28 protein-coding genes are annotated in these 25793 nt (G+C 36.2%); 19 read left to right on the forward strand and 9 right to left on the reverse strand.

Annotated features, from left to right (window positions below; translation table 11 throughout):
* Nucleotides 1-130: 130 nt before the first annotated feature.
* Nucleotides 131-976, forward strand: coding sequence for a hypothetical protein (locus DRF59_RS10200; protein ID WP_115959348.1), 846 nt, complete (start codon nucleotides 131-133; stop codon nucleotides 974-976).
* 143 nt (nucleotides 977-1119) lie between these two features.
* Here the strand turns inward: DRF59_RS10200 and DRF59_RS10205 are convergent, their stop codons facing one another.
* The 3 genes from DRF59_RS10205 to DRF59_RS10215 form a co-directional block, all read right to left on the reverse strand.
* Nucleotides 1120-1731, reverse strand: coding sequence for a response regulator transcription factor (locus DRF59_RS10205; protein WP_115959350.1), 612 nt, complete (start codon nucleotides 1729-1731; stop codon nucleotides 1120-1122).
* 1 nt (nucleotide 1732) lies between these two features.
* Complete coding sequence (locus tag DRF59_RS10210) at nucleotides 1733-3022, reverse strand: sensor histidine kinase (RefSeq protein ID WP_115959352.1); 1290 nt, start codon at nucleotides 3020-3022, stop codon at nucleotides 1733-1735.
* Between the two features lie 512 nt (nucleotides 3023-3534).
* Nucleotides 3535-4182: a DUF1349 domain-containing protein gene (locus DRF59_RS10215; protein WP_115959354.1), complete on the reverse strand. Its 648-nt coding sequence runs from the start codon at nucleotides 4180-4182 to the stop codon at nucleotides 3535-3537.
* Between the two features lie 89 nt (nucleotides 4183-4271).
* Between DRF59_RS10215 and DRF59_RS10220 the strand changes: the two genes are divergently transcribed.
* From DRF59_RS10220 to DRF59_RS10260, 9 genes are all read left to right on the forward strand, one after another.
* Complete coding sequence (locus DRF59_RS10220; RefSeq protein ID WP_115959356.1) at nucleotides 4272-5009, forward strand: response regulator transcription factor; 738 nt, start codon at nucleotides 4272-4274, stop codon at nucleotides 5007-5009.
* An 82-nt stretch (nucleotides 5010-5091) separates the two neighbouring features.
* Entirely contained in the window at nucleotides 5092-5451 is a 360-nt protein-coding gene (locus DRF59_RS10225) for a helix-turn-helix domain-containing protein (protein WP_115959358.1), read from the forward strand.
* A gap of 419 nt (nucleotides 5452-5870) precedes the next feature.
* Entirely contained in the window at nucleotides 5871-7127 is a 1257-nt protein-coding gene (locus tag DRF59_RS10230; RefSeq protein WP_115959360.1) for an aminotransferase class I/II-fold pyridoxal phosphate-dependent enzyme, read from the forward strand.
* Between the two features lie 6 nt (nucleotides 7128-7133).
* The gene (locus DRF59_RS10235; protein WP_115959362.1) at nucleotides 7134-7766 is read left to right on the forward strand and encodes a TetR/AcrR family transcriptional regulator; all 633 of its coding nucleotides are present in this window, start codon (nucleotides 7134-7136) and stop codon (nucleotides 7764-7766) included.
* Between the two features lie 98 nt (nucleotides 7767-7864).
* The gene (gene dnaX / locus DRF59_RS10240) at nucleotides 7865-8950 is read left to right on the forward strand and encodes a DNA polymerase III subunit gamma/tau (RefSeq protein WP_115959364.1); all 1086 of its coding nucleotides are present in this window, start codon (nucleotides 7865-7867) and stop codon (nucleotides 8948-8950) included.
* Nucleotides 8951-8982: 32 nt separating this feature from the next.
* Nucleotides 8983-9570, forward strand: a complete 588-nt coding sequence (locus tag DRF59_RS21095) for a hypothetical protein (protein ID WP_241505531.1) — start codon at nucleotides 8983-8985, stop codon at nucleotides 9568-9570.
* Between the two features lie 386 nt (nucleotides 9571-9956).
* Nucleotides 9957-11039 (forward strand): chorismate mutase, encoded by a 1083-nt coding sequence (locus DRF59_RS10250; RefSeq protein ID WP_115959368.1) that lies wholly within the window; start codon nucleotides 9957-9959, stop codon nucleotides 11037-11039.
* Between the two features lie 166 nt (nucleotides 11040-11205).
* Nucleotides 11206-12132, forward strand: a complete 927-nt coding sequence (gene rsgA, locus DRF59_RS10255) for a ribosome small subunit-dependent GTPase A (RefSeq protein ID WP_115959370.1) — start codon at nucleotides 11206-11208, stop codon at nucleotides 12130-12132.
* A gap of 492 nt (nucleotides 12133-12624) precedes the next feature.
* On the forward strand, nucleotides 12625-13041 hold the full coding sequence (locus DRF59_RS10260; protein ID WP_115959372.1) for a nucleoside-diphosphate kinase: 417 nt from the start codon (nucleotides 12625-12627) through the stop codon (nucleotides 13039-13041).
* Between the two features lie 75 nt (nucleotides 13042-13116).
* On the opposite strand, the gene DRF59_RS10265 is transcribed toward DRF59_RS10260, so the two are convergent.
* A complete protein-coding gene (locus DRF59_RS10265) occupies nucleotides 13117-14961 on the reverse strand; it encodes an alpha-L-fucosidase (RefSeq protein WP_115959786.1) in 1845 nt (614 codons plus the stop codon).
* A 173-nt stretch (nucleotides 14962-15134) separates the two neighbouring features.
* Between DRF59_RS10265 and chrA the strand changes: the two genes are divergently transcribed.
* Genes chrA through chrI form a run of 3 tightly spaced genes read left to right on the forward strand, consistent with a single transcriptional unit; the run spans nucleotide 15135 to nucleotide 16975 of the window.
* A complete protein-coding gene (chrA, locus tag DRF59_RS10270; protein WP_115959374.1) occupies nucleotides 15135-15356 on the forward strand; it encodes an MNIO class RiPP chryseobasin precursor ChrA in 222 nt (73 codons plus the stop codon).
* A 4-nt stretch (nucleotides 15357-15360) separates the two neighbouring features.
* Nucleotides 15361-16455 carry an MNIO family chryseobactin maturase gene (gene chrH, locus DRF59_RS10275; protein ID WP_115959376.1) on the forward strand — a complete coding sequence of 365 codons (1095 nt, stop codon included), beginning with the start codon at nucleotides 15361-15363 and terminating at the stop codon, nucleotides 16453-16455.
* A 28-nt stretch (nucleotides 16456-16483) separates the two neighbouring features.
* Nucleotides 16484-16975, forward strand: coding sequence for a chryseobasin maturation helper ChrI (chrI, locus tag DRF59_RS10280; RefSeq protein WP_115959378.1), 492 nt, complete (start codon nucleotides 16484-16486; stop codon nucleotides 16973-16975).
* 185 nt (nucleotides 16976-17160) lie between these two features.
* Here chrI and rpe read toward each other — a convergent pair whose 3' ends face one another.
* Both rpe and chrP read right to left on the reverse strand, forming a co-directional pair.
* A complete protein-coding gene (gene rpe / locus DRF59_RS10285; protein ID WP_115959380.1) occupies nucleotides 17161-17811 on the reverse strand; it encodes a ribulose-phosphate 3-epimerase in 651 nt (216 codons plus the stop codon).
* A gap of 100 nt (nucleotides 17812-17911) precedes the next feature.
* Nucleotides 17912-18985, reverse strand: a complete 1074-nt coding sequence (gene chrP / locus DRF59_RS10290) for a chryseobasin maturation metalloprotease ChrP (RefSeq protein WP_115959382.1) — start codon at nucleotides 18983-18985, stop codon at nucleotides 17912-17914.
* Nucleotides 18986-19038: 53 nt separating this feature from the next.
* On the opposite strand from chrP, the gene DRF59_RS10295 reads away from it, so the two are divergent.
* Nucleotides 19039-19743: a DUF4294 domain-containing protein gene (locus DRF59_RS10295; RefSeq protein WP_115959383.1), complete on the forward strand. Its 705-nt coding sequence runs from the start codon at nucleotides 19039-19041 to the stop codon at nucleotides 19741-19743.
* A gap of 24 nt (nucleotides 19744-19767) precedes the next feature.
* On the opposite strand, the gene DRF59_RS10300 is transcribed toward DRF59_RS10295, so the two are convergent.
* Both DRF59_RS10300 and mnmD read right to left on the reverse strand, forming a co-directional pair.
* Complete coding sequence (locus tag DRF59_RS10300) at nucleotides 19768-20184, reverse strand: NUDIX hydrolase (protein WP_115959385.1); 417 nt, start codon at nucleotides 20182-20184, stop codon at nucleotides 19768-19770.
* Between the two features lie 130 nt (nucleotides 20185-20314).
* Nucleotides 20315-20989 (reverse strand): tRNA (5-methylaminomethyl-2-thiouridine)(34)-methyltransferase MnmD, encoded by a 675-nt coding sequence (mnmD, locus tag DRF59_RS10305; protein ID WP_115959387.1) that lies wholly within the window; start codon nucleotides 20987-20989, stop codon nucleotides 20315-20317.
* 85 nt (nucleotides 20990-21074) lie between these two features.
* Here mnmD and DRF59_RS10310 point away from each other — a divergent pair, with 85 nt between their 5' ends.
* From DRF59_RS10310 to DRF59_RS10330, 5 genes are all read left to right on the forward strand, one after another.
* Nucleotides 21075-22145, forward strand: a complete 1071-nt coding sequence (locus DRF59_RS10310) for a branched-chain amino acid aminotransferase (protein WP_115959389.1) — start codon at nucleotides 21075-21077, stop codon at nucleotides 22143-22145.
* Nucleotides 22146-22338: 193 nt separating this feature from the next.
* The gene (locus DRF59_RS10315) at nucleotides 22339-22851 is read left to right on the forward strand and encodes an FKBP-type peptidyl-prolyl cis-trans isomerase (protein WP_115959391.1); all 513 of its coding nucleotides are present in this window, start codon (nucleotides 22339-22341) and stop codon (nucleotides 22849-22851) included.
* 81 nt (nucleotides 22852-22932) lie between these two features.
* Complete coding sequence (locus DRF59_RS10320; RefSeq protein WP_241505570.1) at nucleotides 22933-23970, forward strand: peptidylprolyl isomerase; 1038 nt, start codon at nucleotides 22933-22935, stop codon at nucleotides 23968-23970.
* A gap of 150 nt (nucleotides 23971-24120) precedes the next feature.
* Entirely contained in the window at nucleotides 24121-24696 is a 576-nt protein-coding gene (locus DRF59_RS10325) for a hypothetical protein (protein WP_115959393.1), read from the forward strand.
* Between the two features lie 150 nt (nucleotides 24697-24846).
* Nucleotides 24847-25068 (forward strand): hypothetical protein, encoded by a 222-nt coding sequence (locus DRF59_RS10330; protein ID WP_115959395.1) that lies wholly within the window; start codon nucleotides 24847-24849, stop codon nucleotides 25066-25068.
* Between the two features lie 157 nt (nucleotides 25069-25225).
* On the opposite strand, the gene DRF59_RS10335 is transcribed toward DRF59_RS10330, so the two are convergent.
* Entirely contained in the window at nucleotides 25226-25471 is a 246-nt protein-coding gene (locus DRF59_RS10335; RefSeq protein ID WP_123873676.1) for a hypothetical protein, read from the reverse strand.
* Nucleotides 25472-25793: the final 322 nt, after the last annotated feature.

Consider the following 25793-nt stretch of genomic DNA (forward strand, 5'->3'; position numbering starts at 1 on the left):
ATTTACCGGAACAGATAACTTTGTAACAGATCAGGTAAAGCATCTACAGCTTAGAATGGATTAAATATTTGAGCTGAGAAGTCTGATCTGCCCTATAAATTAATCAAATAATTAAACAAATATAACTAAAATGAAGAAAACAAAACTATTTCTTTATGTTGTTATGGTATGTATTTCTAACAGTTTTTTTTCCCAGGTTGGGATTAATACAGAATTGCCTAAAGCAACATTACACGTAGTCGGGAAACCGGATCTTTCTACTGCTCCGGATGGAGTTATTGCTCCCAGAATGACCGGAGACCAGTTAAAAGCTAAAGATGCGGTATATCTTACTGATCAGACAGGGGCTTTGGTGTATATAACACAAGCTGTGACAATTCCTTCAATAAAGACCGCAAAGGTTGATAAAGCCGGATACTATATGTTTAATGGGGAAACCTGGAAATTTGCTTTTGGAGGAATGAATGATGATATTGTGATCGGTGAGATGGTATATTATCATGGAAGTATTCCGGCAGGAACTTCGGGTGCAAATATCCTGGCAAGCACCTACCTTTCTGATTTGCCTGTTTTGGGTGGTGTTTTGAGGCTGGATGCACAATTTGATAACAATTCGGCAGGAACCGGGGCTGTTACTTCTTTTAATCCGAGACTATATAACATCAGTTCTTCAGATATTAAAATCTGGGTTTCTGAAATGTCTACACATACCGGGGACTCTGATAATGGTAATATTAAGCTGATTCCTGGCGGTTTCAGGCAGTTTGATGATGGTGTTTATCTTACGCAGACACATAACGAAACTGTAACTTTTGATATTACCATGCAACAGCCGGAACCCAGATGGTACAGGGTGTACTATGCATTTCGGGTAGATAATAAATCTATGACAGGAAGTAATAATGCCACTACTACAGATTCGGGTACTTCAGATAATACCAGGGAACTGTTTCTTTCTATACAAAGATTATACTAACATCCGTTTGATTCTATAAACACAGTATGAAATAATTGCTCATGATGAACGGTACTGATTATTAATTTAATCTTACCGCTGAAAAAATTTCCGGGACTGGAAAATAAGAATAGACCAGTCCCGTATGTGAAAAAGTACGGAGATCAGTGTACCATTTCATACACTTTGATTAATTCCGCAATATTACTCACGTCAAGCTTCTGAAAAATCCTTTTTTTATACGTACTTACTGTAGACATTTGGATGTTAAGTTTATTTGAAATTTCCAAATTTCCATATCCGTCAGCCAGTAATTTAAAGATTTCATATTCTCTGGATGAAAGCTTTTCAACGGGATTATCTCTTTTGTTTTGAATAATGAGGCCTATGAGGTCTGATGGATAAAAATAGCCTTTCTCAATAACTGTTTTTACGGCATTTTTAATTTCCCCTTCACTGCTCTGTTTATTAAGATATCCTTCAGCACCTTCTCTAATATACTGGATAGCAACATCTTTATCATATCCTGAAAAGACAAGGATCTTTAAATCTTTCTGTATATCCTTAAGTTCAGAGATCATTTTTTTATATTGAGTTCCGGGCATGTCGATATCCAGAATTAAAAGATCATAATACTGAGTACTCAACATTTCTTTTACCTGTCCATAGTTTTCTGCAAAATCTATTTGCAGGGCCGGATAAGCAGATTCAAGAACAAGTGCTGTTCCTGCCCTTACAACATAGTGATCGTCGGCAATTAAAATTCTTTCATTCATTTTAAATTCGTTTTTTAGTCAGCGTTATTGCTATAACAGTTCCCTTCGGGATATTTTGTCTGAAACTGATTTGGGCTTCGATTTTTTTTACGAGATGGATAACCATATGAAGGCCTAACCCTTTTCCTTTAAAGTTTGGCGTTTCCAGATTGGGGTTTCTGAACAGGTTCATATAGGTGTTTACCTGTTGCAGGGACATGCCTGCTCCCGTATCAGCTATTGTAATGACTGTTTCCTGAATATGGTCTGTGATATTAAGAACAATTTCCCCGTTGGCTGTATTTTTGACAGCATTATCAAGGATATTGTGTATGATTGCTGTCAGAATACTCTCATTAACTCTACTGTACACTTCAGTATCTGCAGTCATAATAATAGAAGTTCCTTTTTCTCTGGCTATTTCCCGGAATAATTTTCTCTTGACCTCCAAAATCCTGTTCAGCACATATTCTCTTTCTTCATAAACATTCTCAGCTTTATACAGCTCAGTATATTCTTTCAGATTTAAGGTAAACTGATAGAGCTGTTCTGAAGATTTGTAAATACTGTCAAAATACTTTTTCTGCAGTTCTACATCATCGGATTCATGAAGTTTCTGTGAGAGCATGGCTATAAATCTAATGGGAGTAGTAATGTCGTGGCTGATAGTTTCCACCAGTTTTCTCTGATACTCAGTCTCCCTTTGCAGATCGCTTTTTACCACTTTAAGATTGAAAGATGTTTCTCTGAGCTCTGAATTTTTATTGTGAACAATTTGTTTTAAAGCCTTATTCTTTATTCTTAAAAAATTTGTAGCCAGTTGAATTATAATAATAATCCCGATCAGAAAAATTAAGGAAAGTAAAATTTTAAACCATAAGGTATGGTAGAACAGAGGATGAACATTGAGCTGTATTTTCCTTTCTTCATACTTTCCGTCCGGAGAAACAGGGATGCGTACACTGAGTGTATACTTCCCGGGAACAATGGTATAATTCAGCTCTTCTCCGGCAGGTAAATCTTCCCAGTGTGTTTCTTTATTTCCGGAGATTCTGGACTGGATATGAAGGTTTCCCGGATCAGGAAAGTCAGCTGATGCACTGAAGGCATCTGACATCTTATAACTTTTACTTGAATCAGGAAAATAATAGGCACCCGATGGCGGTCCGGAATTCCGGAAAACGGCTGCAATAACAGGACTGGCTTTCACACTGCTTTGCGGATGCCTGTTTTCTATATACCGTTCAGAAGTATAGAGCTGCCCGTAGATGTTGATATGTAAGAAAGCAAAAAAAAATGCCCAAACCCTCATATGTGCAAAACTGATCTATATCTTTTGCGTATCAATGCAAAGAATTGTTAATATTAGTTTTTGTACAAGTCGAAGTTTTTTTTAAGATAGGAGGTGATTGAAAATAATTTTTTCTCATTAAGTATTTTAGGTCATTTGTGTTTTATGGTTAAACAGTTTTTTTTGATGGTGTAAAAATAATGAAATTATACAGATAATTGAGTATAATTTAAATTGTTTTGATATGAATTTTGTCTGTATTTGATGATGACGATACAGATATTAGTCGGGTGCCATGTAGTGATAATTCTACATAAGATTTTTGCCTTGATCAGGCAGTATTCATACTTTTGCAGAGTCGTTCTCAATAATGATTTATAGAGGACTTTTGAAAAAAACATGATTCTAAGAACACAAAATAAAGGTCTCTTTTAAGAGATCTTTTGACTTTAATCCCATTCCTCTAAACCAGTCACAAAAAACCTCCCAAAAACGGGAGGAAAATTTTACGGTATATTGAAGTATTCACTCGGTTATTTGTTGTTTTCAAGCCATTTGAGTCTTCGCATATCAGGAAGATGCTTTACCCGGAAATTTTCGAAAGTAGCGTTAAAGCCCTCTCCATCAGGACATGCAGCCATTAAACCTACCATTACCGGAGTATTGTCCTGAAAATAGGCATTCCGCATCATGGTATAATTTTTATCGTCAAAGGAATAGAAAATTTCAACAGCATCCAGCCTTCTTACTGCTTTGATCCAGACTGCAGAAGGTATTTTATCTAATGTGATTACACTCCAGTCGCTTTTCTCATGGGTAACAACAGTACTTAGGTTATACTTTCCATCTACAAATTCCACTCCGGCTTTAATGTAATGATCCTTATCTGTTCGCAACATAATCCCCATCTGATCAAATCTTGCTTTATAATTTGCGCTTATCTTTACTTTTGCTTCAAATTCACCACCATAAACAGCGTAATAAAAAGGAGCGTCATCTACAGTGAATCCATAATGAGAAATCCTCCAGTAATCACTTTGCGGGGTGACAAATAAAGATAACCTGTTGTTTTTGATCTCCCATTTTTCCGGTTCATTAAACCATGTCATTTTTTCTAAGGTCTGAGCTTTAATTTTCCCGATCAGGAATAGCGTACAGAAACTTAATATCAATTTCTTCATTTCTTTATTAATACGTTTTAAGGGTAAATGATTATTTTAGCAAAAGTATAATTATAGCCTGGTCACATCAATACTGAAAAATAACCATTATGGAAATTCGGGAACAATTAAGCGATCAATTACTTGAAAAAGCCTCACAAAAATGTTTTCTCGATATCGGAACGTATAAACAGATGGCTTTAATGTATTCACAAACGGAAGGATCAATCAGTGTATTGAGTGATATGCAGGCTGATAAAAGTTATATTTATAAGTCCGGAGCAGCATGTGAGCTGGGAATAGGTGTTAAAGGAGATTTCATAGAAATTAACTCAATCTGGGAAGAGGAGATGCTTAAAAGGATGCATCCGGATGACCGGGTAAGGAAATACATTCATGAACTGCGTTTTTTCAAATTACTGAATTCAATGAATCCGGAATTACGGGCTGACTACAGCGTTCTTTCCAAAATAAGGATCAGAGACAAGCATAATAAATATATATGGGTAAAACACCGTATGTTTTATGTATATTCTCCTGATAACGGAAAATTAAGGTTTGCATTCTGTTTATATAATATTGCTTTAAAACCGTTATCCCAACCGGAATTTCTTATTATCAACAGCGTCAGGGGAGAAATTATAGCAAAGGACAGGCTGGACTATAAAAATATATTAACTCAAAGAGAACTGGAAGTGCTGAAATGTATTGGCGAAGGATATGCCAGCAAACAAATTGCAGATTTACTTTCCATCAGTATAAACACCGTAAACAGGCATCGTCAGAATATTCTTGAAAAATTGAAAGTGAAAAATTCAACACAGGCATTTAAAGATAGTTTTTATTGACTATTCCTGTTATCCGAAAAGTTCACCATGATATATTGAATCTTTAATTTTAGTTTTATAATTTAATTCATTAGAGTAATAGATGATGAAAAGAAGTGAAGAAATTACCAGGCAGTACTTTGATTTTCTTGAAGAGCATATTCAGGATGTGATTTCAGGTAATATTCCGGAATTTATGGAACTTAATGAAATTGCAGGATGTCTTGCCGTTTCCCATACCCATCTGACCGATACTGTCAAAAAAGAAAAAGGCCGGCATCCCTGTTATTTCTATGATGAAAAAATCATTAGGGAAGCTCAGAAAATGTTGATAGAGTCTGATAAATCAGTTGCTGAAATTGCGAGAATTTTTACCTATGACCCTTCCAATTTTTCAAAATTTTTTAAAAAAATGACAGGACTTACTCCCGGAGCGTTCAGGAAATCAGACAATACAATTTAAGCTATTTCTTCAGTTAATAGCTTATTTTTTATTTATTATCTCTCTGTTTGGAGATATAAATTAACCTTTTTTTCTGTACAAAAAAAGTGTTTTGAAAAACAATCCTTGTCTTAATTGTATAATTTGTAAAAAATAATGTTTTATAAATGAGATGGTTGTAAAAAATAATCATCTATAATGTGATTTATTTATTTATATTGCTTTATCAGTTTCTTTTTTTTTATAAATTTAGATTAGAAAAACAAGTTATTCTAAAAGGAAAAATATATTAAAAAAAACAAGCAGTATATGATAAATACAGTGCTGAAAATGTAGTGTGAAATATCTCTATGATTTAATTTTTTATATCACTACGGAGGTGCTTTAAATATATCATATATTTGTTTTGCAAACCACTAACACACAAAATAACATTAAGGATGAGTATTGATTTTACAACGGCAACTTTTAAAGATTTTGAGAATATTCCGGATTATGATATAGCCCAGCGAGCAGAATATTTTTACGAATTTCTGGATCATATGAAGGCACGGGGGCATATGAATTACCGGTTAAAAAATACCTCAGGCAGTAATGCGACATTGAATATTAATATTGGGGATCATAATAAAGAATATATAAGTTTTGTTTCCAGTGACTACCTGGGATTCTCACAGCATCCGAAGGTAAAACAGGCTGCTATCGAAGGAATTGAAAAATATGGAACAGGTACAGGTGCTTCCCCGCTGATTGGTGGAAATTTTGATTATCACAATGCGATAGAGAAAAAGATTGCTGATTTTTTTGGAAGAAATGAAGATGAAGTCATACTGTTTACCACCGGGTATTCCGCTAACAGTGCTACTTTGCAGATTTTAATGCAGAAAGAGGATATTGCTATTCTGGATATGGGAGTACACGCAAGTGTACACGAAGGATGTGCTTTTACCAATAAAAAAACATTTCCTCATAATAATCTGGAAGCTTTGGAACATATTTTGAAGGTATGTGAAAATACGTACCGTACAAAGCTTGTTATTGTAGATGGAGTATATTCCCAGGAGGGTGATACTTCACGTGCCAAAGAAATCTATGATCTGGTAAAGAAATATAATGCCTATCTTATGGTAGATGATGCTCATGGAGTGGGGGTAATGGGGAAAACCGGAAGAGGAGCCCTTGAAGATGATGATTTGCTCGATAAGATAGATTTTATAACAGGAACTTCCAGCAAAACCTTTGGGAATCTTGGAGGATATGTGATTGCTAATAAAAAGATCACATCATTTCTTAAGTTCCAGTCACGACAGCATATTTTCTCTGTAACAGCGCCTCCTTCTTCCTTTGGAATTTTAAAAGCAATTGATCTTATTGATGAAGAACCATTCTGGAAAGATAAATTGTGGGATAATATCAATTATTTTAAAAAAGGATTAAATGATCTGGGGTTAGATACAGGGATTACCTGTTCTGCCATTATTCCTGTAAAGATAGGGGATCAGAATAAAATGTGGGATATAGGCAGAATATTACTTGAAAACGGGGTGTATACAAATCCTATTATGTATCCTGCCGTAGCCAGAAAAGATGCCAGGATAAGAATGACAGTAACTGCCAGACACGAAAAAGAACATCTTGATAAAACGCTTAATGTTTTTGATGATATTAATAAAAAATTGCATATTGCAAAAAAATAATAAATTATGCCAAGAAAAGTAGTGCAAGGCCCCATTAGGGACAAAGAAAAAACAAAGCAAAAACTGCTTGCAGCAGTTGGTAAAATTTTAAGAGTAAAAGGCTATGCCGGTCTGAAAGTAAGTAAAATTGCAGCAGTAGCTGGTTTTGATAAAAAGCTTATTTATGAGTACTTTGGCAGTACAGACAAACTGATAGATGAGTATATCAGGTCTCAGGATTACTGGAGTAAGTTCAGCCCGGATATTGAAGAAGAAATACAGGTAGGTAAAGGGAAGGATGCTTTAACTCAAGGGATTCTTATGCAGTTTGAGAGCTTAAAGAAAAACAAGGAGCTGCAGAAAATTATTCTTTGGGAACTTTCCGAAAGCAAGCCGATACTTAAAAATATACTGAAACAAAGGGAAGATGTAGCAGCCAATCTATTTGAAAATGTTACAGATCCCTATTTCGGTGAAAATGCCACCAGTGTAAGAGCAATGCTGGCCCTGGTAGCAGCAGGGGTTTACTATCTGAATTTATTTCCTGCCTACAACGGGACAGAATTCTGCGGTATTGACATGAGAACTGATGAAGGCAGAGCTGAAGTTAAGAAAGTAATCGTAGAGATTATCGATTATTTCTACGAAACGAAAAAGTGATCATTAAAAGTTTTCGGATTTGACCAAAAATAAGTTTTTTGCTATAATTTGAAAACTTTTAATTTTCAAATTAAAACTATATTTCTTACTTTTGACCAATGGAAAATTTTATAGTATCTGCAAGAAAATATCGCCCTCAGGAGTTTGATACGGTGGTCGGGCAATCCCATATTACGGATACTTTAGAACATGCAATTGAAGAAAGCCAGTTAGCACAGGCTTTACTTTTTTGTGGTCCTCGGGGTGTGGGTAAAACTACATGTGCCAGAATTCTGGCAAGAAAAATCAATGAAAAAGACGGTTCAGTTTCAGAAGACGGTTTTGCCTATAACATCTATGAGCTGGATGCTGCATCCAATAACTCTGTAGATGATATCAGGGAACTGATTGATCAGGTACGTTTTGCCCCGCAGGTAGGAAAATATAAAGTCTATATTATAGATGAGGTACATATGCTGTCTTCGGCAGCTTTTAATGCCTTCCTTAAAACCCTTGAGGAACCTCCTGCACATGCTATTTTTATTTTAGCAACGACAGAAAAGCATAAAATTATTCCCACCATCCTTTCGAGATGTCAGATTTATGATTTTAAAAGAATTATAATTGAAGATATTCAGGCACACCTTAGAAACATTGCTGAAAAGGAGGGTATCCGTTATGAAGACGATGCATTATATCTGATCGCTCAGAAAGCTGACGGAGCATTGAGGGATGCACTCTCTATTTTTGACCGTCTTTCTACCTTTTCCCAAAAAAATATTACCCTCGCCAAAGCAGCTGAAGTTCTCAATATTTTAGATTATGACCAGTACCTGAATATTGTTGACCTCGCCAGGGAGAATAAAATTCCCGAAGTGCTTTTTGCGTTTAATGAAATCGTCAAAAAAGGATTTGATCCCCATATTTTTATTGCAGGACTCGGGAATCACTTCAGAGATCTTATGATGGCACAGAATGCTTCTACGATAGAGCTTATAGAAGTAGGAGAGAAAACCAAGGCCAGATTTGTAGAGCAGAGCCAGAAATGGAATGCCCAGCAACTGATCGATGCTGTTGAGATTTGTAACCATGCGGATATCAATTATAAAAACTCAAAAAATCCAAGACTTACTGTTGAAATTGCACTGATGCAGCTGGCTTCCTTAACCGCTAATTCAGGTGATACTAAAAAAAAAAGTTCCTGATCCTGGCTCCGTTTCTCAGTGAGAAACAAGAAGTGAAAATTTCTGAAAAGACTCCGGTGAAGAAAGAATTGCCGTTAACACAGCCTGAAAAACCATCCGGCCGTGAACAGGTAATGGTAACAGCCGTTCAGAAAACCAGTAAGCCTTTATCAAAACAAGGCGTATCTTTAGGTTTCAGCATCAATTCTTTTTTAAATAAAGAAGAAACAACAGTTGCTGAAGAAACTGTTGTCATAAAAAATGACAATCTTCCACAAAACCATTTTACTGATACAGATCTTCAGGTGGAATGGAATCTTATGCTTAAGCAGCTCCAGAGAAAGGACGGATTTGTTTTCAATGCAGTGAAAACCTTCAAACTGATCAAAGCAGAGGAAAATAAGATAAAGGTTTTATATCCTTCAGACTCTGCAAAAGCAGAGTTTGATAAAATAAGCGGAGATTTTTTCAATCATTTTAAAAGAAAAGTTCATAACCATATTATTGAGATTGAATACCAGCGAGACGTTGAAAATCTGAAGATTGAGGTCATGACTAAAAGAAAAATATTTGAAAAATATATAGAAAAAAATCCACTTTTGAAAGATCTTGATGATTTAATGAAGTTTGATTTGACATAATTTTTATATATTTGTCAAATAATTTTGTGAAAAATAACTTTTTGACAAAAGCAAATAATAGTAAGAAACGCTAAAACAAGACATTTCCAGTGTAAATGGAAAATTTATTAAATACATATCTGTCTTATTTTACACCCGCTAAGTATTTTAGCGGTTATTTTAGCTTTTCTGCTTCTTATTATAGAAATTTCAGAACATATTACCGATTTTACTGGTACTGTTAACTGAATTTCTTTCCAAAAAATACAGGAGTGGTAAAGCCCTTTTAATCTCCTGATTCCTTTAAAAATTTTGAACGGCATTTTTTGAAAAGAATTATAAAGTAAATTTTATAATGAAAGGGCTGTGCTGTGAACTTAAAAATGTAAAAACAATAAATTTAGAATATGAACTTAAAAGATTTAAAAAACGAGTGGGTTAGCGGGCTTACACAGCCATTGATGATTGCAGGACCATGTAGTGCGGAAAGTGAAGCTCAGATGCTTGAAACAGCTAAAAGAATTAAAGAGTCCAATGCTCAGGTGTCTGTGTTTCGTGCAGGGATCTGGAAGCCCAGAACCAAGCCAAATGGTTTTGAAGGAGTAGGGGTGATTGGTTTGAACTGGCTTAAAAAAGTAAAAGAGGAATATGGTTTCAAAACAGCAACTGAGGTAGCGAATGCTCATCATGTATTTGCTGCGTTGGAAGCAGATGTAGATGTTTTGTGGATTGGTGCACGCTCTACTGTAAATCCTTTTACAGTTCAGGAAATTGCAATGGCTTTAAGAGGTACAGATAAACCTGTATTTGTTAAAAACCCTGTCAACCCGGATCTTGCTTTATGGATTGGAGCACTGGAAAGGCTTTTGGGACAGGATATCAAGAACCTGGGAGTGATTCACAGAGGATTTTCTACTTACCAGAAAACAAAATACAGAAATAATCCGAACTGGCAGATTGCTCTTGATTTTAAAAGCCAGTTTCCTAACATTCCAATGCTGATTGATCCGTCTCATATCTGTGGTAACAGAACAGGATTGGCTGATATTACCCAGGAAGCGCTTAACGTGGGATACCAGGGGGCTATTATAGAATCTCACTGTAATCCTGATGAAGCATGGAGTGATGCCGCACAGCAGATAACTCCGGAAGTGTTGGCGGATCTTATTGGTAATTTAAAAGTACGAAGTTCAAACCTTGCAGGGTTTGAAGGCGAAATGGGGAGACACAGAACTTTAATTTCTGACCTTGACTTTCAGTTAATAGAGCTACTTTCCCAGAGAATGAAAATTTCTGAAAAGATCGGAAAGCTTAAAAAAGAAAATGATATTGCGATTTTCCAGCCTGAGCGTTGGAAAGTAATTACAGAATACGCCAATCAGAAAGCCAAAGAAACTGGCATGTCTCCTGAATTTATTGAAAAAGTATTCAAAGCGATTCACGAAGAATCCATCGAGGTGCAGAACAATATTATGATAGACAGGGATTAGGATATGTTTGGAGGCTGGGTTTAATGCCGGAATAATTCTGTGGATTAAGTTTAAGCCAATACAAATTAGGGCTTAGGGCTTGGAAATAGGAGAAAAATAAACGTTTCTGTATCCTCATTTCTGTACTCTAAGCCCTAATTTCTTATATTTGCATCCAGTATTATCTATGAAAGGAAAAATCATTAAATCTACAGGCAGTTGGTACCAGGTTTTGGAATTGGAAACACATAAGATTTTCGAGGCCAGAATCCGGGGAAAGTTTAAATTGATAAAAACAAGGCTTACCAATCCTCTTGCCGTAGGTGATTTTGTAGAATTTCAGCTGGAACAGGATGATATTGCGTGGATCACAAAAATAGAACCCCGCAGAAATTATCTGATCAGAAAATCAGTGAACCTTTCAAAAGAGGCCCATATTATTGCTTCCAATATTGATCTGGCTTGCTTTATTTTTACTCTTAAGCATCCGGAAACTTCCCTTGGGTTCTTGGATAGATTTCTGGCGTGCTGCGAGGCATATAATATTACTCCTTTACTTCTTTTCAATAAAATTGATGTTCTTCATGAAGAAGAAATTGAAATTGTAAAAGATATAGAATTTCTATATCAGGAGATCGGGTATGATACACTGGAAATCTCATCTTATTCCCGATTGAATCTGGATCAGCTTCAGGAGCTTCTTAAAGATAAAACTTCGGTGTTTTTCGGACATTCAGGATGTGGAAAGTCTACACTGGTTAATGCATTACAACCAGGCCTGAATCTGAAAACTTCAGAAATTTCCGATACCCATCTTAAGGGAAAACATACCACGACTTTTGCACAGATGTATTTCTGGGATTTTGGTGGAAATGTTATTGATACACCGGGAGTACGTGAATTTGCCATGATTGATATAGAAAAAGAAGAAGTGCAACATTATTTTCCCGAGATCTTCAAAAAAAGGGAAGAGTGCAAATATCATAATTGCCTTCATATCAATGAACCGAAATGTGCTGTTATTGATGCATTGGAAACCGGGGAGATTCAGCATTCACGATATGCTACCTATATTAAACTGATGGAGGAGGCAGAAGAAGCTTCCCAAAAGTAATATATTTCTTTTCTGATGTAGGTAATCTGCTTACATGTAATAGTACCTGTAAAAATTTCATCTTTATTTTTTCTCAGAAAATAATAACTCCACTTTTTGTCACCTGTAATTTTAATCCGAATGTCACTTTTTCTGACATGTAAAATGTTGCAGGAATTTTTTTTTACAAAATATTAAAAAAATATTAATTATTTCATTGATTGAATAGGAAGCAATATGGTGAAAATATCATTTTATAAGCTTTTTAATTTTATCAAATTCGCAATAAAATTGGTTTATTTTTGAAAATAAAAAACCCAGCCGAAGCTGGGTAAAAACTAATAACCATGAAAACTCAAATTAAACATGAGAATCGCAATAGAATAAACAATTACTGTGCCAAAGTTTAATTTGTCATTTCTTAATAAAAGTTATTTTTATGTTAAAAAAAAATTAAAATCGAAATAAGAGATATTTTTTGTAATTTTGCAGCATTAAAAAAATAATACATTTATGTCTAACATTACATTCACTATGATCAAGCCTGATGCTGTTGCTGACGGACATATCGGTGCTATATTGGGTAAGGTCGCAGAAGGAGGTTTTAAAATCAAAGCTTTAAAATTAACTCAGCTTACAGTAGCTGATGCTAAAAAATTCTATGAAGTACATGCTGAAAGACCATTTTACGGAGAACTTGTAGAATTCATGAGCTCAGGACCAATCGTTGCTGCTGTTTTGGAAAAGGAAAATGCAGTTGAAGACTTCAGAACGTTAATCGGTTCTACCAATCCTGCAGAAGCTGCGGAAGGTACAATCAGAAAAATGTTTGCAAGAAGCATTGGCGAAAATGCTGTTCATGGTTCAGATTCTGATGAGAATGCCCTTATTGAAGCTCAGTTCCATTTTTCAGGAAGAGAAATTTTCTAAGAAATTCCCTCTATAAAATAGAAATCCGGAGATTTTCTCCGGATTTTGCTTTTTTACATATGAAGTTTTAGCTGTTTACAGGTTACTTTCTATTGCTCCGATTTTCTCTCTGTACAGCTCAAGAGGTTTATCAAGTAAAACAGCAATAACAGTCATGTTTTTATCCAGCCTTTCTTTAGGAATGTCAATATAAATTATTCCCGGTCTGTCACTCCAGTAAAGTTTATTATACAGGTCATAATTCAGCAAAGTTCCTTCCCCTGCCACTCTTATCCTTGCTATTCCGTTTTTTATTCCTTTTAAAGCGATAGGGCCGGTAGGTTCTCCTTCTACAAACAGATAAAGGGTTTGCCTGTCTTTTGAAATAGCGCTCATTCCCGCATAATGTCCTTCTGGTAATCCTTTTTCAGTGTCGAAGAGTGCTTCTGCGTGCCTGCTGATCCATTGCAGTGTTTCCGGATTGGTCTGAGAGGTTTTAGGCAGTTTCATATTAAGTCCGTCATGAGTAAGGCCGGAATTAATAAACAGATTGTTACCATTATGAAGTGTGCTGGCAAGATTATATATTGCCAACTGGCTGTCTTTCTGATCGAGCAGGTCAGAAAGCCGGTATTTTTCTGTTTCAAAATCCTTCAGAAATACAGGAGGTTCGTCAAAGGTAAGTTCAACAACCGTAACATCCTGATCAAATTTTACATTTGGGAAACGGAGAGTCAGTGTTTTGTCTTTGTAGTCTATACCAACTATGGTTTTAGAGTCTCCAATAATTTTTGCAGAAGAAGGCTTTGTTGCCAGGCCATAAACTTTTGTTATACTTTTGGCTTCCTCCAGATACAGAAATAGTGTTTTTTTAGAGTTGGACAAGGCTGACTTTCCTTTATAATTTTCAAAAGGGATTCCACGATCTGTCTCATATACCGCTTGCTTGTTCTTTGAAACCCATCTGCCCAGATTTTTTAAGATTTCAACCTGTTTTTGCGGAATTGTTCCATCAGCTTTTGGACCGATATCGAGCAACAGGTTGCCTCCCATACTGATGACATCTGTTAAAGTGCGGACAATCATGTTCGGTGTTTTGTAATGATTGTCATGAGGCTGGTATCCCCAGGAATCATTTATAGTATAACAGAGTTCCCAATATGGATTTGAAGGAGCAACCACCGGAATTCCCTGTTCGGGAGTGTCATAATCACCATGATTATTTAACCTGGAATTGATGATGATATCAGGATTATATTGCTTTAAAATATCAAGTGTCCCGGAAGATTTCCATTCTTCAGACGTATGTTCCCAGTCGCCATCAAACCAAAGCAGGTCAGGGTGGTATTGTGATGAAAGTTCTTTTAACTGGGTCTGGTAATAAGTGATAAAATTTTGCCAGCGTTCAGGTTCATTTCTGAGCTCATACCGTTTTTTTGTCCGGGTATTAATATCATAATAAGGGTGGCTCCAGTCCGGAAGTGAAAAATACAAACCGGTCTTTAGCCCGGAATTTTTAAGACTGGAGATAAAAGGGGTTAACACATCTTTTCCGGCTGCCGAATCACCGGATATGGTGATGGCCTTTTCTGCTTTTGAATTCCAAAGAGATACGCCGTCATGATGTTTGGTAGTGATGACTGCATATTTCGCTCCTGATTCTTTAATCAATTCTGCCCATTGACCGGGCTTATAGTCTGAGGCTGAAAATCCGGTCAGCTGCTTCATGTAATTTTCATGATTGATATAATTATTGAAGAATGACCAGGATTCGGAAATTCCGTTAACAGAATAGATTCCCCAATGAATAAAAATACCGAGTTTGGCATTTTTAAACCATTCCATCTTTTTCTTGTTGTCAACAGATTGAGCCTGTACATCAGCATGATATGCAGATAATGCTAATCCAAGGAAAACAGCCTTTATCAGCTTGTTTCTCATATTTTTCTTTTTTAGGATAAATATAAATAAAGAATACTTATTTTCAAAAACAGGTATACAATCTGTTTGAATAAAACTGATAGGATTCCTGCTTCTGAAACCCACGGAAAAACTGTACATTTAGAATGAAAAAATAATGGAACGCTTATTGTAAATTTTCTAAAAAAAAGATTATGAAAATTCCAGCATTGTTGATGGCCAGCTTGTTAGCTGCGGGAGTTTCTGCACAAACTGCAAAACCCGTTACCAAAACGAAGAAACCGATAAAAAAAGTAAAAAAAACGCTCACCGGCGAAACCCCTGAAAAGCCAAAACCAGGAGAGCCTAAAATTATTGCTAAAAAAGATACTGTTCTTCGGCTGCCTCAGGGCTGTCCGGCCTGCGGAATGGGATAAGATTATGGAAAGACCATTGGTAGGAGTATCCATGATGGCAGAGGCTGACTTTGTTTCTGCTGTTTTACCTTTATTGCAGGACAATGCCATAGATGTGCTGGAGTGGTCATTTGATACTTTTTTTGAGACAGAAGAACCGGACTGGCTCTGTGATCTCCTGAATTTCTATGCTGGAAACGACCGTTTGATAGGGCATGGTGTTTATTATTCGCTTTTTGAAGCAAAGTGGACAGACAGACAGGAAATATGGCTTGAGAAGCTGAAGAAAGAAGTCTGTAAGAGGAAGTATAATCATATTACCGAACATTTCGGCTTTATGAATACTGAAAATTATCATCAGGGCATCCCGCTTCCGGTTCCTTTACATCCTAAAATTCTTGAAATAGGCAAAGACAGGCTCAACAGGCTGCAGGATGCGGTACAACTTCCTGTTGGGGTGGAAAATCTGGCATTTTCTTTTTCTGTTGAAGAAGTTAAAGAACAAGGAATATTTCTGGATAAACTTATAGAAGAAATGGAAGGTTTTCTCATTCTTGATCTTCATAATATTTATTGTCAGGCTTGCAATTTTGGGGTGGAAATGCAGGAGATTATTGGTTCATATCCTTTGCATAAGGTAAAGGAAATTCATCTTTCAGGAGGAAGCTGGCAAAATAGTGTGTACAGAAAAAAACCGGTTCGCAGGGATACGCATGATGACGCCATTCCTGAGGAATTATTTGCTGTGCTGCCTTCTGTATTATCACAATGCAGCAATCTGGATTATGTGATTGTTGAAAGACTGGGGCATACCATCAATACGGAAGATCTGAAACAAAATTTTTTAGATGATTTTATAAAGGTTAAAACAATTGTGGAGAAATCCGGTTGTCAAAAGCAAAATACAAAAGACTGGTTCCCTAAAAAGAATATCCTTGCTAAACCTGTTGAGGATGCCGTTTTGTATGAAGAGCAGGTAAGGCTTACGAAACTTTTATTTAATCATACGGATCCAATCATAATTCAGCATGAAGATTTTCATTATTTTAACACGGGTAATTGGGATCACGAAATGATTCTGACAGCTCAGAATATTATTAAAAAATGGAATCCCTATTAAACTTGACTCTTAACCATAAATATAAAGTATGAAAATGGAAACTCTTCTGTTGATTATTACCGCCGTGCTTACCGCTTTGGTGGCAGGGCTTTTTTATGCATACTCATGTTCTGTTGTATTAGGATTGGGTAAGCTTCCGGATGCTGAATATTTAAAAGCAATGCAGCATATTAACCGTGAAATTCTTAATCCTGTATTTTTTATGAGCTTTATGGGAACTGCAATTCTTCTTCCCCTGTCTGTATTTATACTTCGTGGTGATCAACCGGTTTTTATTTTACTTCTGGCGGCGGCACTGACTTATCTGATCGGGGTTTTTGGTGTTACCATTGCAGGAAATGTTCCTTTGAATGATATGTTGGATAAATTTGATGTTGCCGGATCTACAGCGGAAGCAATTAAACAGATGCGTGAAAGTTTCGAGAACAGGTGGAACCTTTTAAATAATATCAGGTCTGTTTTTTCTCTGATCAGTATTATTCTGGTAATCGGAGCATGTATCCGGTACAGGGAATTGTAACGAGCGCTAGGTGGAAATACTGAACGGGAAAAGCCGTATTTCTACTGATGCATGGTCAGAATTTTATCCGGAACTTTGAGTTGCTTTCAAAGACAATAATTAAAGCTAATAACCACATCTGTTCAATTCCACAATGAGAAAAGGCAACCTTTCGGTTGCCTTTCTGTATATTTAAAATAATCTGTTTAGATCTTTAAAAGCTCAATAGTTCTTTCAGGACTTTCAGCAGAAAATACTGCGTTACCTGCAACCAGAACGTCTGCTCCGGCTTCAAAAAGCTTTGAGGCGTTATCAAGGTTCACGCCTCCGTCTACTTCAATAAGCGCTGTGGAATTATTGCTTACTATCAGATCTTTGGTTTCAGCAATCTTTTTATAGGTATTCTCAATGAATTTCTGCCCCCCAAATCCTGGATTTACACTCATTAATAATACAAGATCTACATCTGCAATAATATCTTCAAGCATTAATACCGGAGTGGAAGGGTTTAAAACAACACCTGCTTTTGCTCCTCTGCTTTGAATATGGTGGATTGTTCTGTGAAGATGGGTACACGCTTCATAATGTACAGAAATCAGGTCCGCACCATAATTGATAAACTCATCAACATATTTTTCAGGCTCAACGATCATCAGGTGTACGTCCACAAATTTTTTAGCATGCTGCTGAACGGTTTTCATAACCGGAAAACCAAAAGAAATGTTAGGAACAAATCTTCCGTCCATGACATCAATGTGGAACCAGTCAGCCTGAGAATTGTTCAGCATTTCAATGTCTCTTTGCAGATTCCCAAAGTCTGCCGATAAAAGGGATGGAGCAATAAGCTTCGTTTTCATTTTTACTTTTATACTTTTACTTTATTAGATATAAGACATCAGGCATCAGATAAAAGAGGTCTGACTTTTATACTTAAATTCTGTATCTGAAACCCTGTTCTTAATGATATTTAAGTTTCATTTCCGGTTTAATCTTAAGAACGGTTTCATAGATAAGCTTGATTACATTACCTACATCTTCTTTAGATACCATTTCTACCGTAGTATGCATATAGCGCAAAGGTAAGGAAATTAAAGCACTTGGCACCCCGCCGTTAGAGTGGGCAAAAGCATCAGTATCAGTTCCGGTTGCTCTGCTGGCTGCAGCTCTCTGGAAAGGAATTTTTTTGGTTTTTGCAGTGTCAATAATTAATTCTCTGATGGTGTGGTGAACACTTGGTGCGAAGAATACTACCGGTCCGGCGCCGCATTTTTGGTCACCTTCTTTTTTCTTTTCAATCATCGGTGTTGTTGTATCATGGGTAACATCTGTTACGATAGCAATATTAGGTCTGATTGTATCAGCGATCATATCCGCTCCGTATAATCCCACTTCTTCCTGAACAGAATTGGTGATATAAAGCCCGAACGGGATTGTTTTTTTATTCTCTTTCAAAAGTTTTGCTACTTCGGCAATCATGAACCCGCCGATTCTGTTATCTAACGCCCTGCAGACAAAATACCTGTCATTCATTTCAAAGAATTCATCCGGGTATGTAATCATACACCCAACAAAAATTCCCATTTCTTCTACTTCTTTTTTTGAAGTTGCTCCACAATCAATAAAAATATTTTCAATTTTAGGGGCAGGTTCATTCTGGTTGGTTCTGGTATGAATTGCCGGCCAGCCAAAAACGCCTTTTACAATTCCTTTTTCTCCATGAATATGAACTACTTTGGAAGGGGCAATGGTCTGATCTGAACCTCCGTTCCTTATCACGTAGATCAGTCCGTCATCTGTTATATAATTTACATACCATGAGATTTCATCTGCATGAGCTTCAATGACCACTTTAAATTCTGCGTCGGGATTAATAATACCATAGCATGTACCATAATGATCCACTTCAATTTTATCTACATATGGCCTGATATAGTCCATCCAGACTTCCTGTCCTTTATGTTCGTAACCGGTTGGTGATGATGTGTTTAGGTATTTTTCTAAAAATTTTAAAGATTTCTTTTCAAATTTCATAAAAAGGAATGATTTTTGCGTTCAATTTTTGCTCTTATATAAGTGTAAAAATAATGAATTTTAGGAAGATTAGCTGTCTTTTTATCTTCTTTTTTGGAGTCAGTGTCTTTGGTCAGAAGGATTCTATTGTGGCAAAACCTCTTAACCAATATCCTGCTGAATCCCTTAAAGTGGATGAATTTGGCAATAAGTATTATTACGACGAACAGCAAAAAGTTAAAATCTATGAAGTTAACGGAGAGCCTGTAGTGGTAATGGATGAGCTGGTTTTGGTCAATAAGCCGAGATTCAACAATCAGCTCGATAAAAACTACTATTACTTCCTGAATAAAAAACTGTACAGGGTGTATCCTTTGTTTGTAACTGCCCTGCAGCAGTACCGCGATATACAGAAGGATATGAATGATATGGACAGCAAGGCGAAAAGAAAGTTTGTAAGAGACAGGCAGAATATGCTTGCTGATCAGTATGAAAAACAACTAAGGGATCTTACAACTACTGAAGGACAGGTCTTTGCAAAGCTGATGAACAGGGCCACCGGAAAAAATGTATATGAAATCATCAAAGAACTGAGAGGAGGATGGAGTGCTTTTTGGTGGAATGTAAAGGGGAAAATGGCTGATATAGATCTGAAAGAACAGTATGATCCCCATAGAAACAGAAGTGATGAATTTGTAGAATCTCTTCTTCAGTCCAACTGGAATTCAGGGTATCTTAAACCTTATCCGGGGGCTAATCAATTTAAAGTTAAAAAATAAAATATAAAATTCCTGTAATAAAGATTACAGGAATTTTTCTTTTAGTTTATCAAAAACTATTTTGTCTATAGGAAGTGGAAAAGGATTATCAGGCCTGTCAATCTCCATCCATTCTGTTCTTTCTATACAAGGATCCATAATAAGGAAGTCTTCTTCATTGGTAATGTTCACAATATAATAGATAGTCAGAAGCTGCTCATTCTCTCTGAACCGGGAAACCTGAAAACTCTCCTGAGTATAAAAGTGTTCCACGACTTCTATTTTTACATTAAGTTCTTCATCAAATTCACGATGCAGGCATTCCAGTACGCCTTCACCATATTCCAGTCCTCCGCCCGGAAACTTCACTAAAGGTTCTCCTGCATACTCCTCAAATAAAGTCAGAACTTTTTTGTCTTTCACTGCACAAGCATACACTCTAATGTTGATCTTGTCTATCATATATATAATGTATAATATTTTGTAAGGCTAATGTAAGAAATTTTGCATAAGCAAAAGGATGGAACAGTTTAAAGGTTAACATTAAACCGTAAAGAAAAGATGATAGCCTGTATGTTTTCGACGAGTTTATTTACATCTTCACTGCATTGATCATTTCTCTTTTTCCCGGAGGACCTTGTTTTTTTTCTACTTTAAAGTTTAATTCCTGAAGAATTCTCCGCACACTTCCCTTGGAAGAGTACGTTGTTAATAATCCATTAACGGCCATTTTGTCAGAAACCATTTCAAATAAAGGCTTTTCCCAAAGATCGGGTTGTACCCGTGCCCCAAAGCAATCAAAATAGACCAGGTTGATTTCTGGCAATTGTATGCCCTTCAGATCGAAAAAATCACATTCTATCTTTTTTAAGTTGAAACCACTAATGATTTCCACTGATTTTTCCCAATCTGCCAGATGAATTTTCTGATAAATATTTTTAAACTCTGGGTTATCAAAAAGTTCAAAATAAGCCAAATCCTTAACCTCGGATTCATTTATGGGATATTTTTCGAGTGAAAAATAATTAATGACATGATTTTTGTCAGTTTTTAAATATTCATTAATTGTTACTAAAACATTCAAACCTGTCCCAAAACCGAGTTCTAAAATATTAATTTCGCAACTATTTATTAAATTCAGTCCATTTTTGATAAAGACATGTTCGGCTTCCTGTAATGCACCGTGATGTGAATGGTAGTTTTCATTTAAATCATTGATAAACAATGTTTTACTTCCGTCGTTTGTGGTCTTAACTTCTCTTTTCAAGCTATTTTTTTGTCAAATTTACTCTAAAATTTTTATATTTAGAAAATTATGTTAAATTTGTAGAACATCGTAAAAAATTTTAAAAATGATAATTCAAAAAACTGAAAACTCCAGAATTTCTACATTTGACCCTAACAATTTTTCATTTGGAGGTACTTTTATTGATCATATGATCATATGTGAGTATGAAGATGGAAAATGGGGGGATGTAAAATTAGTTCCTTATGGTCCGATACCATTTACACCTGCCATGATGGGGGTAAACTACGGGCAAGCTTGTTTTGAAGGTATGAAAGCCTATAAAGACAAAGACGGGCAGGTTTTCCTTTTCAGGCCTGAAAAGAATTTTGAACGTATCAACAAGTCAGCAAAGCGTCTTGCAATGCCTGAAGTGACTAAGGAAATGTTTATTGACGGACTAAAAGCATTGGTAGATATAGACAGAGAATGGATTCCGCAGGGAGAAGGAATGTCTTTATATATCAGACCATTGATCTTTGCTACAGAAGAAGCGTTAAAAGCAAGAGTTTCCAATAAATATATGTTCGCTATTGTTGCAACACCTGCAAAGAGCTATTATTCGGAGCCGGTTTCTGTAAAAATCTCTGACCATTATTCCAGAGCAGCGAACGGAGGGGTAGGTTCAGCTAAAGCAGCAGGAAACTATGCGGCTTCTTTCTATCCTACACAATTGGCTATTGAGGAAGGATATGAGCAGATTATCTGGACAGATGATGCTACCCATGAATACTTTGAAGAGAGTGGTACAATGAACGTTTTTGTGAGAATTAACGATACAATCTATACGCCTCCGACCTCTGAAAAAATTCTTGACGGGGTAACAAGAGACAGCTTTATTCAGTTAGCTAAGAAAAGAGGAATTGAAGTAAAGATTGAACCGGTAGCTGTGAAAACAGTGATCGAAGCTCAGAGAAACGGAACATTAAAAGAAGTATGGGGAGTAGGTACTGCAGTAGTTACTACTCAGTTCCAGGCGCTGGGATATCAGGGTGAAAAACTTGAACTTCCAAGATTGTCTGATGAAGAAAGCTATGCTGCTCTTCTTAAAAAAGATCTGGTTGATCTTCAAACTAACCTTTCTGAAGATCCGTTCGGATGGAGAGTGGCTGTTGACCATGTATTGGAAACAGTTTAATATAAATTAAATAGATTATACAAAAGCCGGGATATTCCCGGCTTTTGGTATTTATATACCAGAATTATCATAATTATTTCATGCTGATAAACGGAAAGTTAAGATATTACCGGATGCATATATTGATACATTCTTACATTTCTGCACCAAGTTTTGTAATTGATTCACGAAATGTGTATTTTCGCAAAAGTTTATGAAAAAAATAGTCTTCATATCGGTTGTAAGTCTGTTCAGCTGTAACAGAAATACACAGACTGCTCATCCTCCGGTGGGTGGTATTTTGAGTCAAAAGGATCTGGACGTTTCCAAAGAAAGAATGAAGAACCTGAACATTATAGAAAGAGGACATATTCAGGAATGGATCAAGGTTCAGCCTGAAAAATATTATCCCACACAGCTTAATTACTGGGTTACAGTAGAAGGGTTTGATCAGAGGGATAAAAGACCGGACAACAGCCTTATTTCCTATTCTTATGATCTGTATGATTTTGATCAGACGAAAATCTATGATCAGGCTGTTGAAAGAAGGGATGCCAAATTCGGACATTTTGATGAACTGAAAGCGGTAGAGAATGCGCTGCGTTTTATAAAAGACGGGGAAGAAGTTACCCTTCTGGTGCCTTCGTCTCTGGCTTACGGAACTTATGGAGACGAAAAGAAAATAGATAACGATATTCCATTAATCATAAAATTAAAAGCTTTATAATACATGAAATTGTTTAACAAGAATATAATTCTGGCAGCGGCAAGTATTTCGCTGATGAGTTGTACCCCAATTTATAAAAAAATGAACGTAGACAAAGAAACTTACGAAGGTCTTAATGACGGACTTTATGCAAATCTTCAAACAACAAAAGGCAATATGATTGTTAAGTTTGAAGACAAAAAAGCACCAGTAACTGTAGCCAACTTTATCGGTCTTGCAGAAGGAAAAATCGATAATAAAGCTAAGGCTAAAGGAGTTCCTTATTATGATGGAACAATTTTTCACAGAGTGATCAAAGATTTCATGATCCAGGGGGGAGACCCTCAGGGTACGGGAATGGGAGATCCGGGATATAAATTCGAGGATGAGAGAAATGATCTTAAACATACTGGGAAAGGAATCCTTTCAATGGCGAACTCCGGACCTAATACTAACGGTTCACAGTTCTTTATCACAGAAGTTCCTACTCCTTGGCTAGACGGAAGACACACGATCTTCGGGAAAGTGGTAAAAGGTACAGAAGTAATAGATGCTATCGCTAACGTTGAAAAAGGAGCTCAGGATAAGCCTAAAACAGATATCGTTTTAGAAAAAGTTTCTGTTTTCAGCAAAGGTGACGAGTACAAACACTACGATGCAGCTAAAACGTTCAATGAAGGAAAAGCTAAAATCGCAGAAAACAATAAAGCTTTCATCGCTAAAGAAGAAGCTGAAAAAAAGAAAAAAGAAGAAGAATTCAAAGCGAACCAGGAGAAATTGGTTGAAAACCTAAAAGCCGGTATGCAAAAAACTGAATCAGGTCTTTACTATAAAATCACAAAAACAGCAGATGGCAAAGCTCCAAAAGCTGGTGACAATGTATCTGTACACTATGCAGGTAAATTGGTAGACGGAACTGAGTTTGATTCTTCATTCAAGAGAAACGAGCCTATCGAAATTCCAATCGGGATGGGAAGAGTAATCAAAGGATGGGATGAAGGAATTCTGTTATTAAAAGAAGGAGAAACTGCTACATTATTGATTCCGCCGGCAATGGCTTACGGAGAAAGAGGAGCAGGAGGGGTAATCCCACCAAACTCCTGGTTAGTTTTCGATGTTGAGCTTGTAAAAGTAAAATAATTGAATCTTCAAAATATGGTAAAAGCCGTCCGAAAGGATGGCTTTTTTATTGCTCAAAATATTCTGTAACGATCTGAGTCAATATCACGACATATTTTACAGTTGGAAAGTTTAATAATTTTTCTGGCAAAAATGTAACGCCCTTCAATCATGAAAACCAAATCACTTCTGCTTCTGTTCGTTATGCTGTCTTTTATGGCTTTTTCACAGACCAGGGCAAATCCGGACGATGCCGCGATAAAAAAATCACTTACTTATTTTGTAAACAGCATTCAATCCAAACAGATCGATCAGGCGGTAAGCTGTATATATCCAAAATTCTTCACAATAGTTTCAAAAGAGCAGATGACTCAGATTTTGAATATGACTTACAATAATCCATTCATGAAAATTGAAGTACAGGATTTAAAATTTGGAACTATTGAAAAACCTGAACTCATTACCGGTGAATATTTTTCTATTACCCATTACTTTTTGAAGCTGAAATGTAATGTCAGTTCATTAAATGATGACATGAAGAAGAAAATGAACGGTGCCTTAACAGCTAAGTACGGTGCGGATAATGTGAAATATGTAGCCAGCGAAGGTTCCTATCTCATCAACGCTGGTATGAAAACCTGTGCGGTTTCAAAAGATAAAAAGGCGTGGAAATTTGTGATGCTTGAAAAGGAATATAAAAAAGAACTGGTGAAAATTTTACCGAAGAAAATTCTGGATAAGTTTTAAAGATTAAGTAGTAAGTGCTGGTTTTATATAAGCATAGAGCTGTCATGAAGAAACGCTTCTTTATTTTCTGTAAATACCGTAAAAATACGGATTTCGGTAAGGAGTTATTACTTCTATCTTTATCCGGCACTTATAAGAAACAAAATAAATATGTTGGATCTGAATTACGATGGGATAAAAAAGGAAATAGAGTCGGAGGTATGTGAAACGCACAATCTGCATCCGGAACTGATTAAAACAGATGAAGGCTTCGGTATCAAAGCCTGTTGCGAGCCTTTCAGGGAGAAAATGGTTGAAAAATCCGGAAAAATGATCGAGGAAGAAACCCAGAAGATCCTCGAAAAAATGCTGAAGAATATGTTTAAAGAATAAATTTTTACGATGTGATGATAGCACTTGTTGTTATCACGGGAGCTGCTCTGGGAGGAGTGGCTTTTTTGTTGGAAATGAAAAATATTTTTTAAATAACTTGAATAATAAAAAACCGCTCCAAAACAGGGCGGTTTTCCAAGTAAAAATAAATTGAAAGTTATATGTTTCTGCCGGCTCTTTTCTTCATTCCTGTTCCGGCAAGGGAACTGATGAAGACAAGACCAAAGCCGATATAAGCGGCAAATGCGGTCAGATATATTATTAAGCTGTTTAAGCTCGGTTTTGAGATGTATACCAATACAGAAAAGGCAGCAAAACTCAATACCAAAAGCAGGCTCCAGATATGCATTTTTGCAGCATCTTCATTTCTCTTAAAAATCATTTCAAAAAAATCTCTCATCATTACTAACATTTTAAGGGTTATACATTAATTTATGATTATCAGCATACTTATCACGGTAAAAAGAATGGCATATTCTCTTACTGGGCTAAGGTTCGTGATACCTTTGCTGTTATTCCATATTGTTTTATACCGGATCAGTATCCGTATAAAAAAAATTATGAATCACTGCTACATGATTCGAGGGTTAATGATACCAGTTAGATACGGGGCGCAAAAATGCTGTGAAAAATTAACAACAGGTCAATTGATCACGTTCCCGTATCTGTGTACGGCATCGTAGAAAAAAAAGGATCATATTTGCATATGAACTTGAATCAGTGGA

This window comes from Chryseobacterium flavum (assembly GCF_003385595.1).
Classification (GTDB): Bacteria; Bacteroidota; Bacteroidia; order Flavobacteriales; family Weeksellaceae; genus Chryseobacterium; species Chryseobacterium flavum.

Coding starts and splice junctions, on each gene's coding strand:
- DRF59_RS10200 (WP_115959348.1), top strand. CDS start 131: ATGAAGAAAACAAAACTATTTCTTTATGTTGTTATGGTATGTATTTCT.
- DRF59_RS10205 (WP_115959350.1), bottom strand. CDS start 1,731: ATGAATGAAAGAATTTTAATTGCCGACGATCACTATGTTGTAAGGGCA.
- DRF59_RS10210 (WP_115959352.1), bottom strand. CDS start 3,022: ATGAGGGTTTGGGCATTTTTTTTTGCTTTCTTACATATCAACATCTAC.
- DRF59_RS10215 (WP_115959354.1), bottom strand. CDS start 4,182: ATGAAGAAATTGATATTAAGTTTCTGTACGCTATTCCTGATCGGGAAA.
- DRF59_RS10220 (WP_115959356.1), top strand. CDS start 4,272: ATGGAAATTCGGGAACAATTAAGCGATCAATTACTTGAAAAAGCCTCA.
- DRF59_RS10225 (WP_115959358.1), top strand. CDS start 5,092: ATGATGAAAAGAAGTGAAGAAATTACCAGGCAGTACTTTGATTTTCTT.
- DRF59_RS10230 (WP_115959360.1), top strand. CDS start 5,871: ATGAGTATTGATTTTACAACGGCAACTTTTAAAGATTTTGAGAATATT.
- DRF59_RS10235 (WP_115959362.1), top strand. CDS start 7,134: ATGCCAAGAAAAGTAGTGCAAGGCCCCATTAGGGACAAAGAAAAAACA.
- dnaX (WP_115959364.1), top strand. CDS start 7,865: ATGGAAAATTTTATAGTATCTGCAAGAAAATATCGCCCTCAGGAGTTT.
- DRF59_RS10250 (WP_115959368.1), top strand. CDS start 9,957: ATGAACTTAAAAGATTTAAAAAACGAGTGGGTTAGCGGGCTTACACAG.
- rsgA (WP_115959370.1), top strand. CDS start 11,206: ATGAAAGGAAAAATCATTAAATCTACAGGCAGTTGGTACCAGGTTTTG.
- DRF59_RS10260 (WP_115959372.1), top strand. CDS start 12,625: ATGTCTAACATTACATTCACTATGATCAAGCCTGATGCTGTTGCTGAC.
- DRF59_RS10265 (WP_115959786.1), bottom strand. CDS start 14,961: ATGAGAAACAAGCTGATAAAGGCTGTTTTCCTTGGATTAGCATTATCT.
- chrA (WP_115959374.1), top strand. CDS start 15,135: ATGAAAATTCCAGCATTGTTGATGGCCAGCTTGTTAGCTGCGGGAGTT.
- chrH (WP_115959376.1), top strand. CDS start 15,361: ATGGAAAGACCATTGGTAGGAGTATCCATGATGGCAGAGGCTGACTTT.
- chrI (WP_115959378.1), top strand. CDS start 16,484: ATGAAAATGGAAACTCTTCTGTTGATTATTACCGCCGTGCTTACCGCT.
- rpe (WP_115959380.1), bottom strand. CDS start 17,811: ATGAAAACGAAGCTTATTGCTCCATCCCTTTTATCGGCAGACTTTGGG.
- chrP (WP_115959382.1), bottom strand. CDS start 18,985: ATGAAATTTGAAAAGAAATCTTTAAAATTTTTAGAAAAATACCTAAAC.
- DRF59_RS10295 (WP_115959383.1), top strand. CDS start 19,039: ATGAATTTTAGGAAGATTAGCTGTCTTTTTATCTTCTTTTTTGGAGTC.
- DRF59_RS10300 (WP_115959385.1), bottom strand. CDS start 20,184: ATGATAGACAAGATCAACATTAGAGTGTATGCTTGTGCAGTGAAAGAC.
- DRF59_RS10310 (WP_115959389.1), top strand. CDS start 21,075: ATGATAATTCAAAAAACTGAAAACTCCAGAATTTCTACATTTGACCCT.
- DRF59_RS10315 (WP_115959391.1), top strand. CDS start 22,339: ATGAAAAAAATAGTCTTCATATCGGTTGTAAGTCTGTTCAGCTGTAAC.
- DRF59_RS10320 (WP_241505570.1), top strand. CDS start 22,933: ATGAACGTAGACAAAGAAACTTACGAAGGTCTTAATGACGGACTTTAT.
- DRF59_RS10325 (WP_115959393.1), top strand. CDS start 24,121: ATGAAAACCAAATCACTTCTGCTTCTGTTCGTTATGCTGTCTTTTATG.
- DRF59_RS10330 (WP_115959395.1), top strand. CDS start 24,847: ATGTTGGATCTGAATTACGATGGGATAAAAAAGGAAATAGAGTCGGAG.
- DRF59_RS10335 (WP_123873676.1), bottom strand. CDS start 25,471: ATGATGAGAGATTTTTTTGAAATGATTTTTAAGAGAAATGAAGATGCT.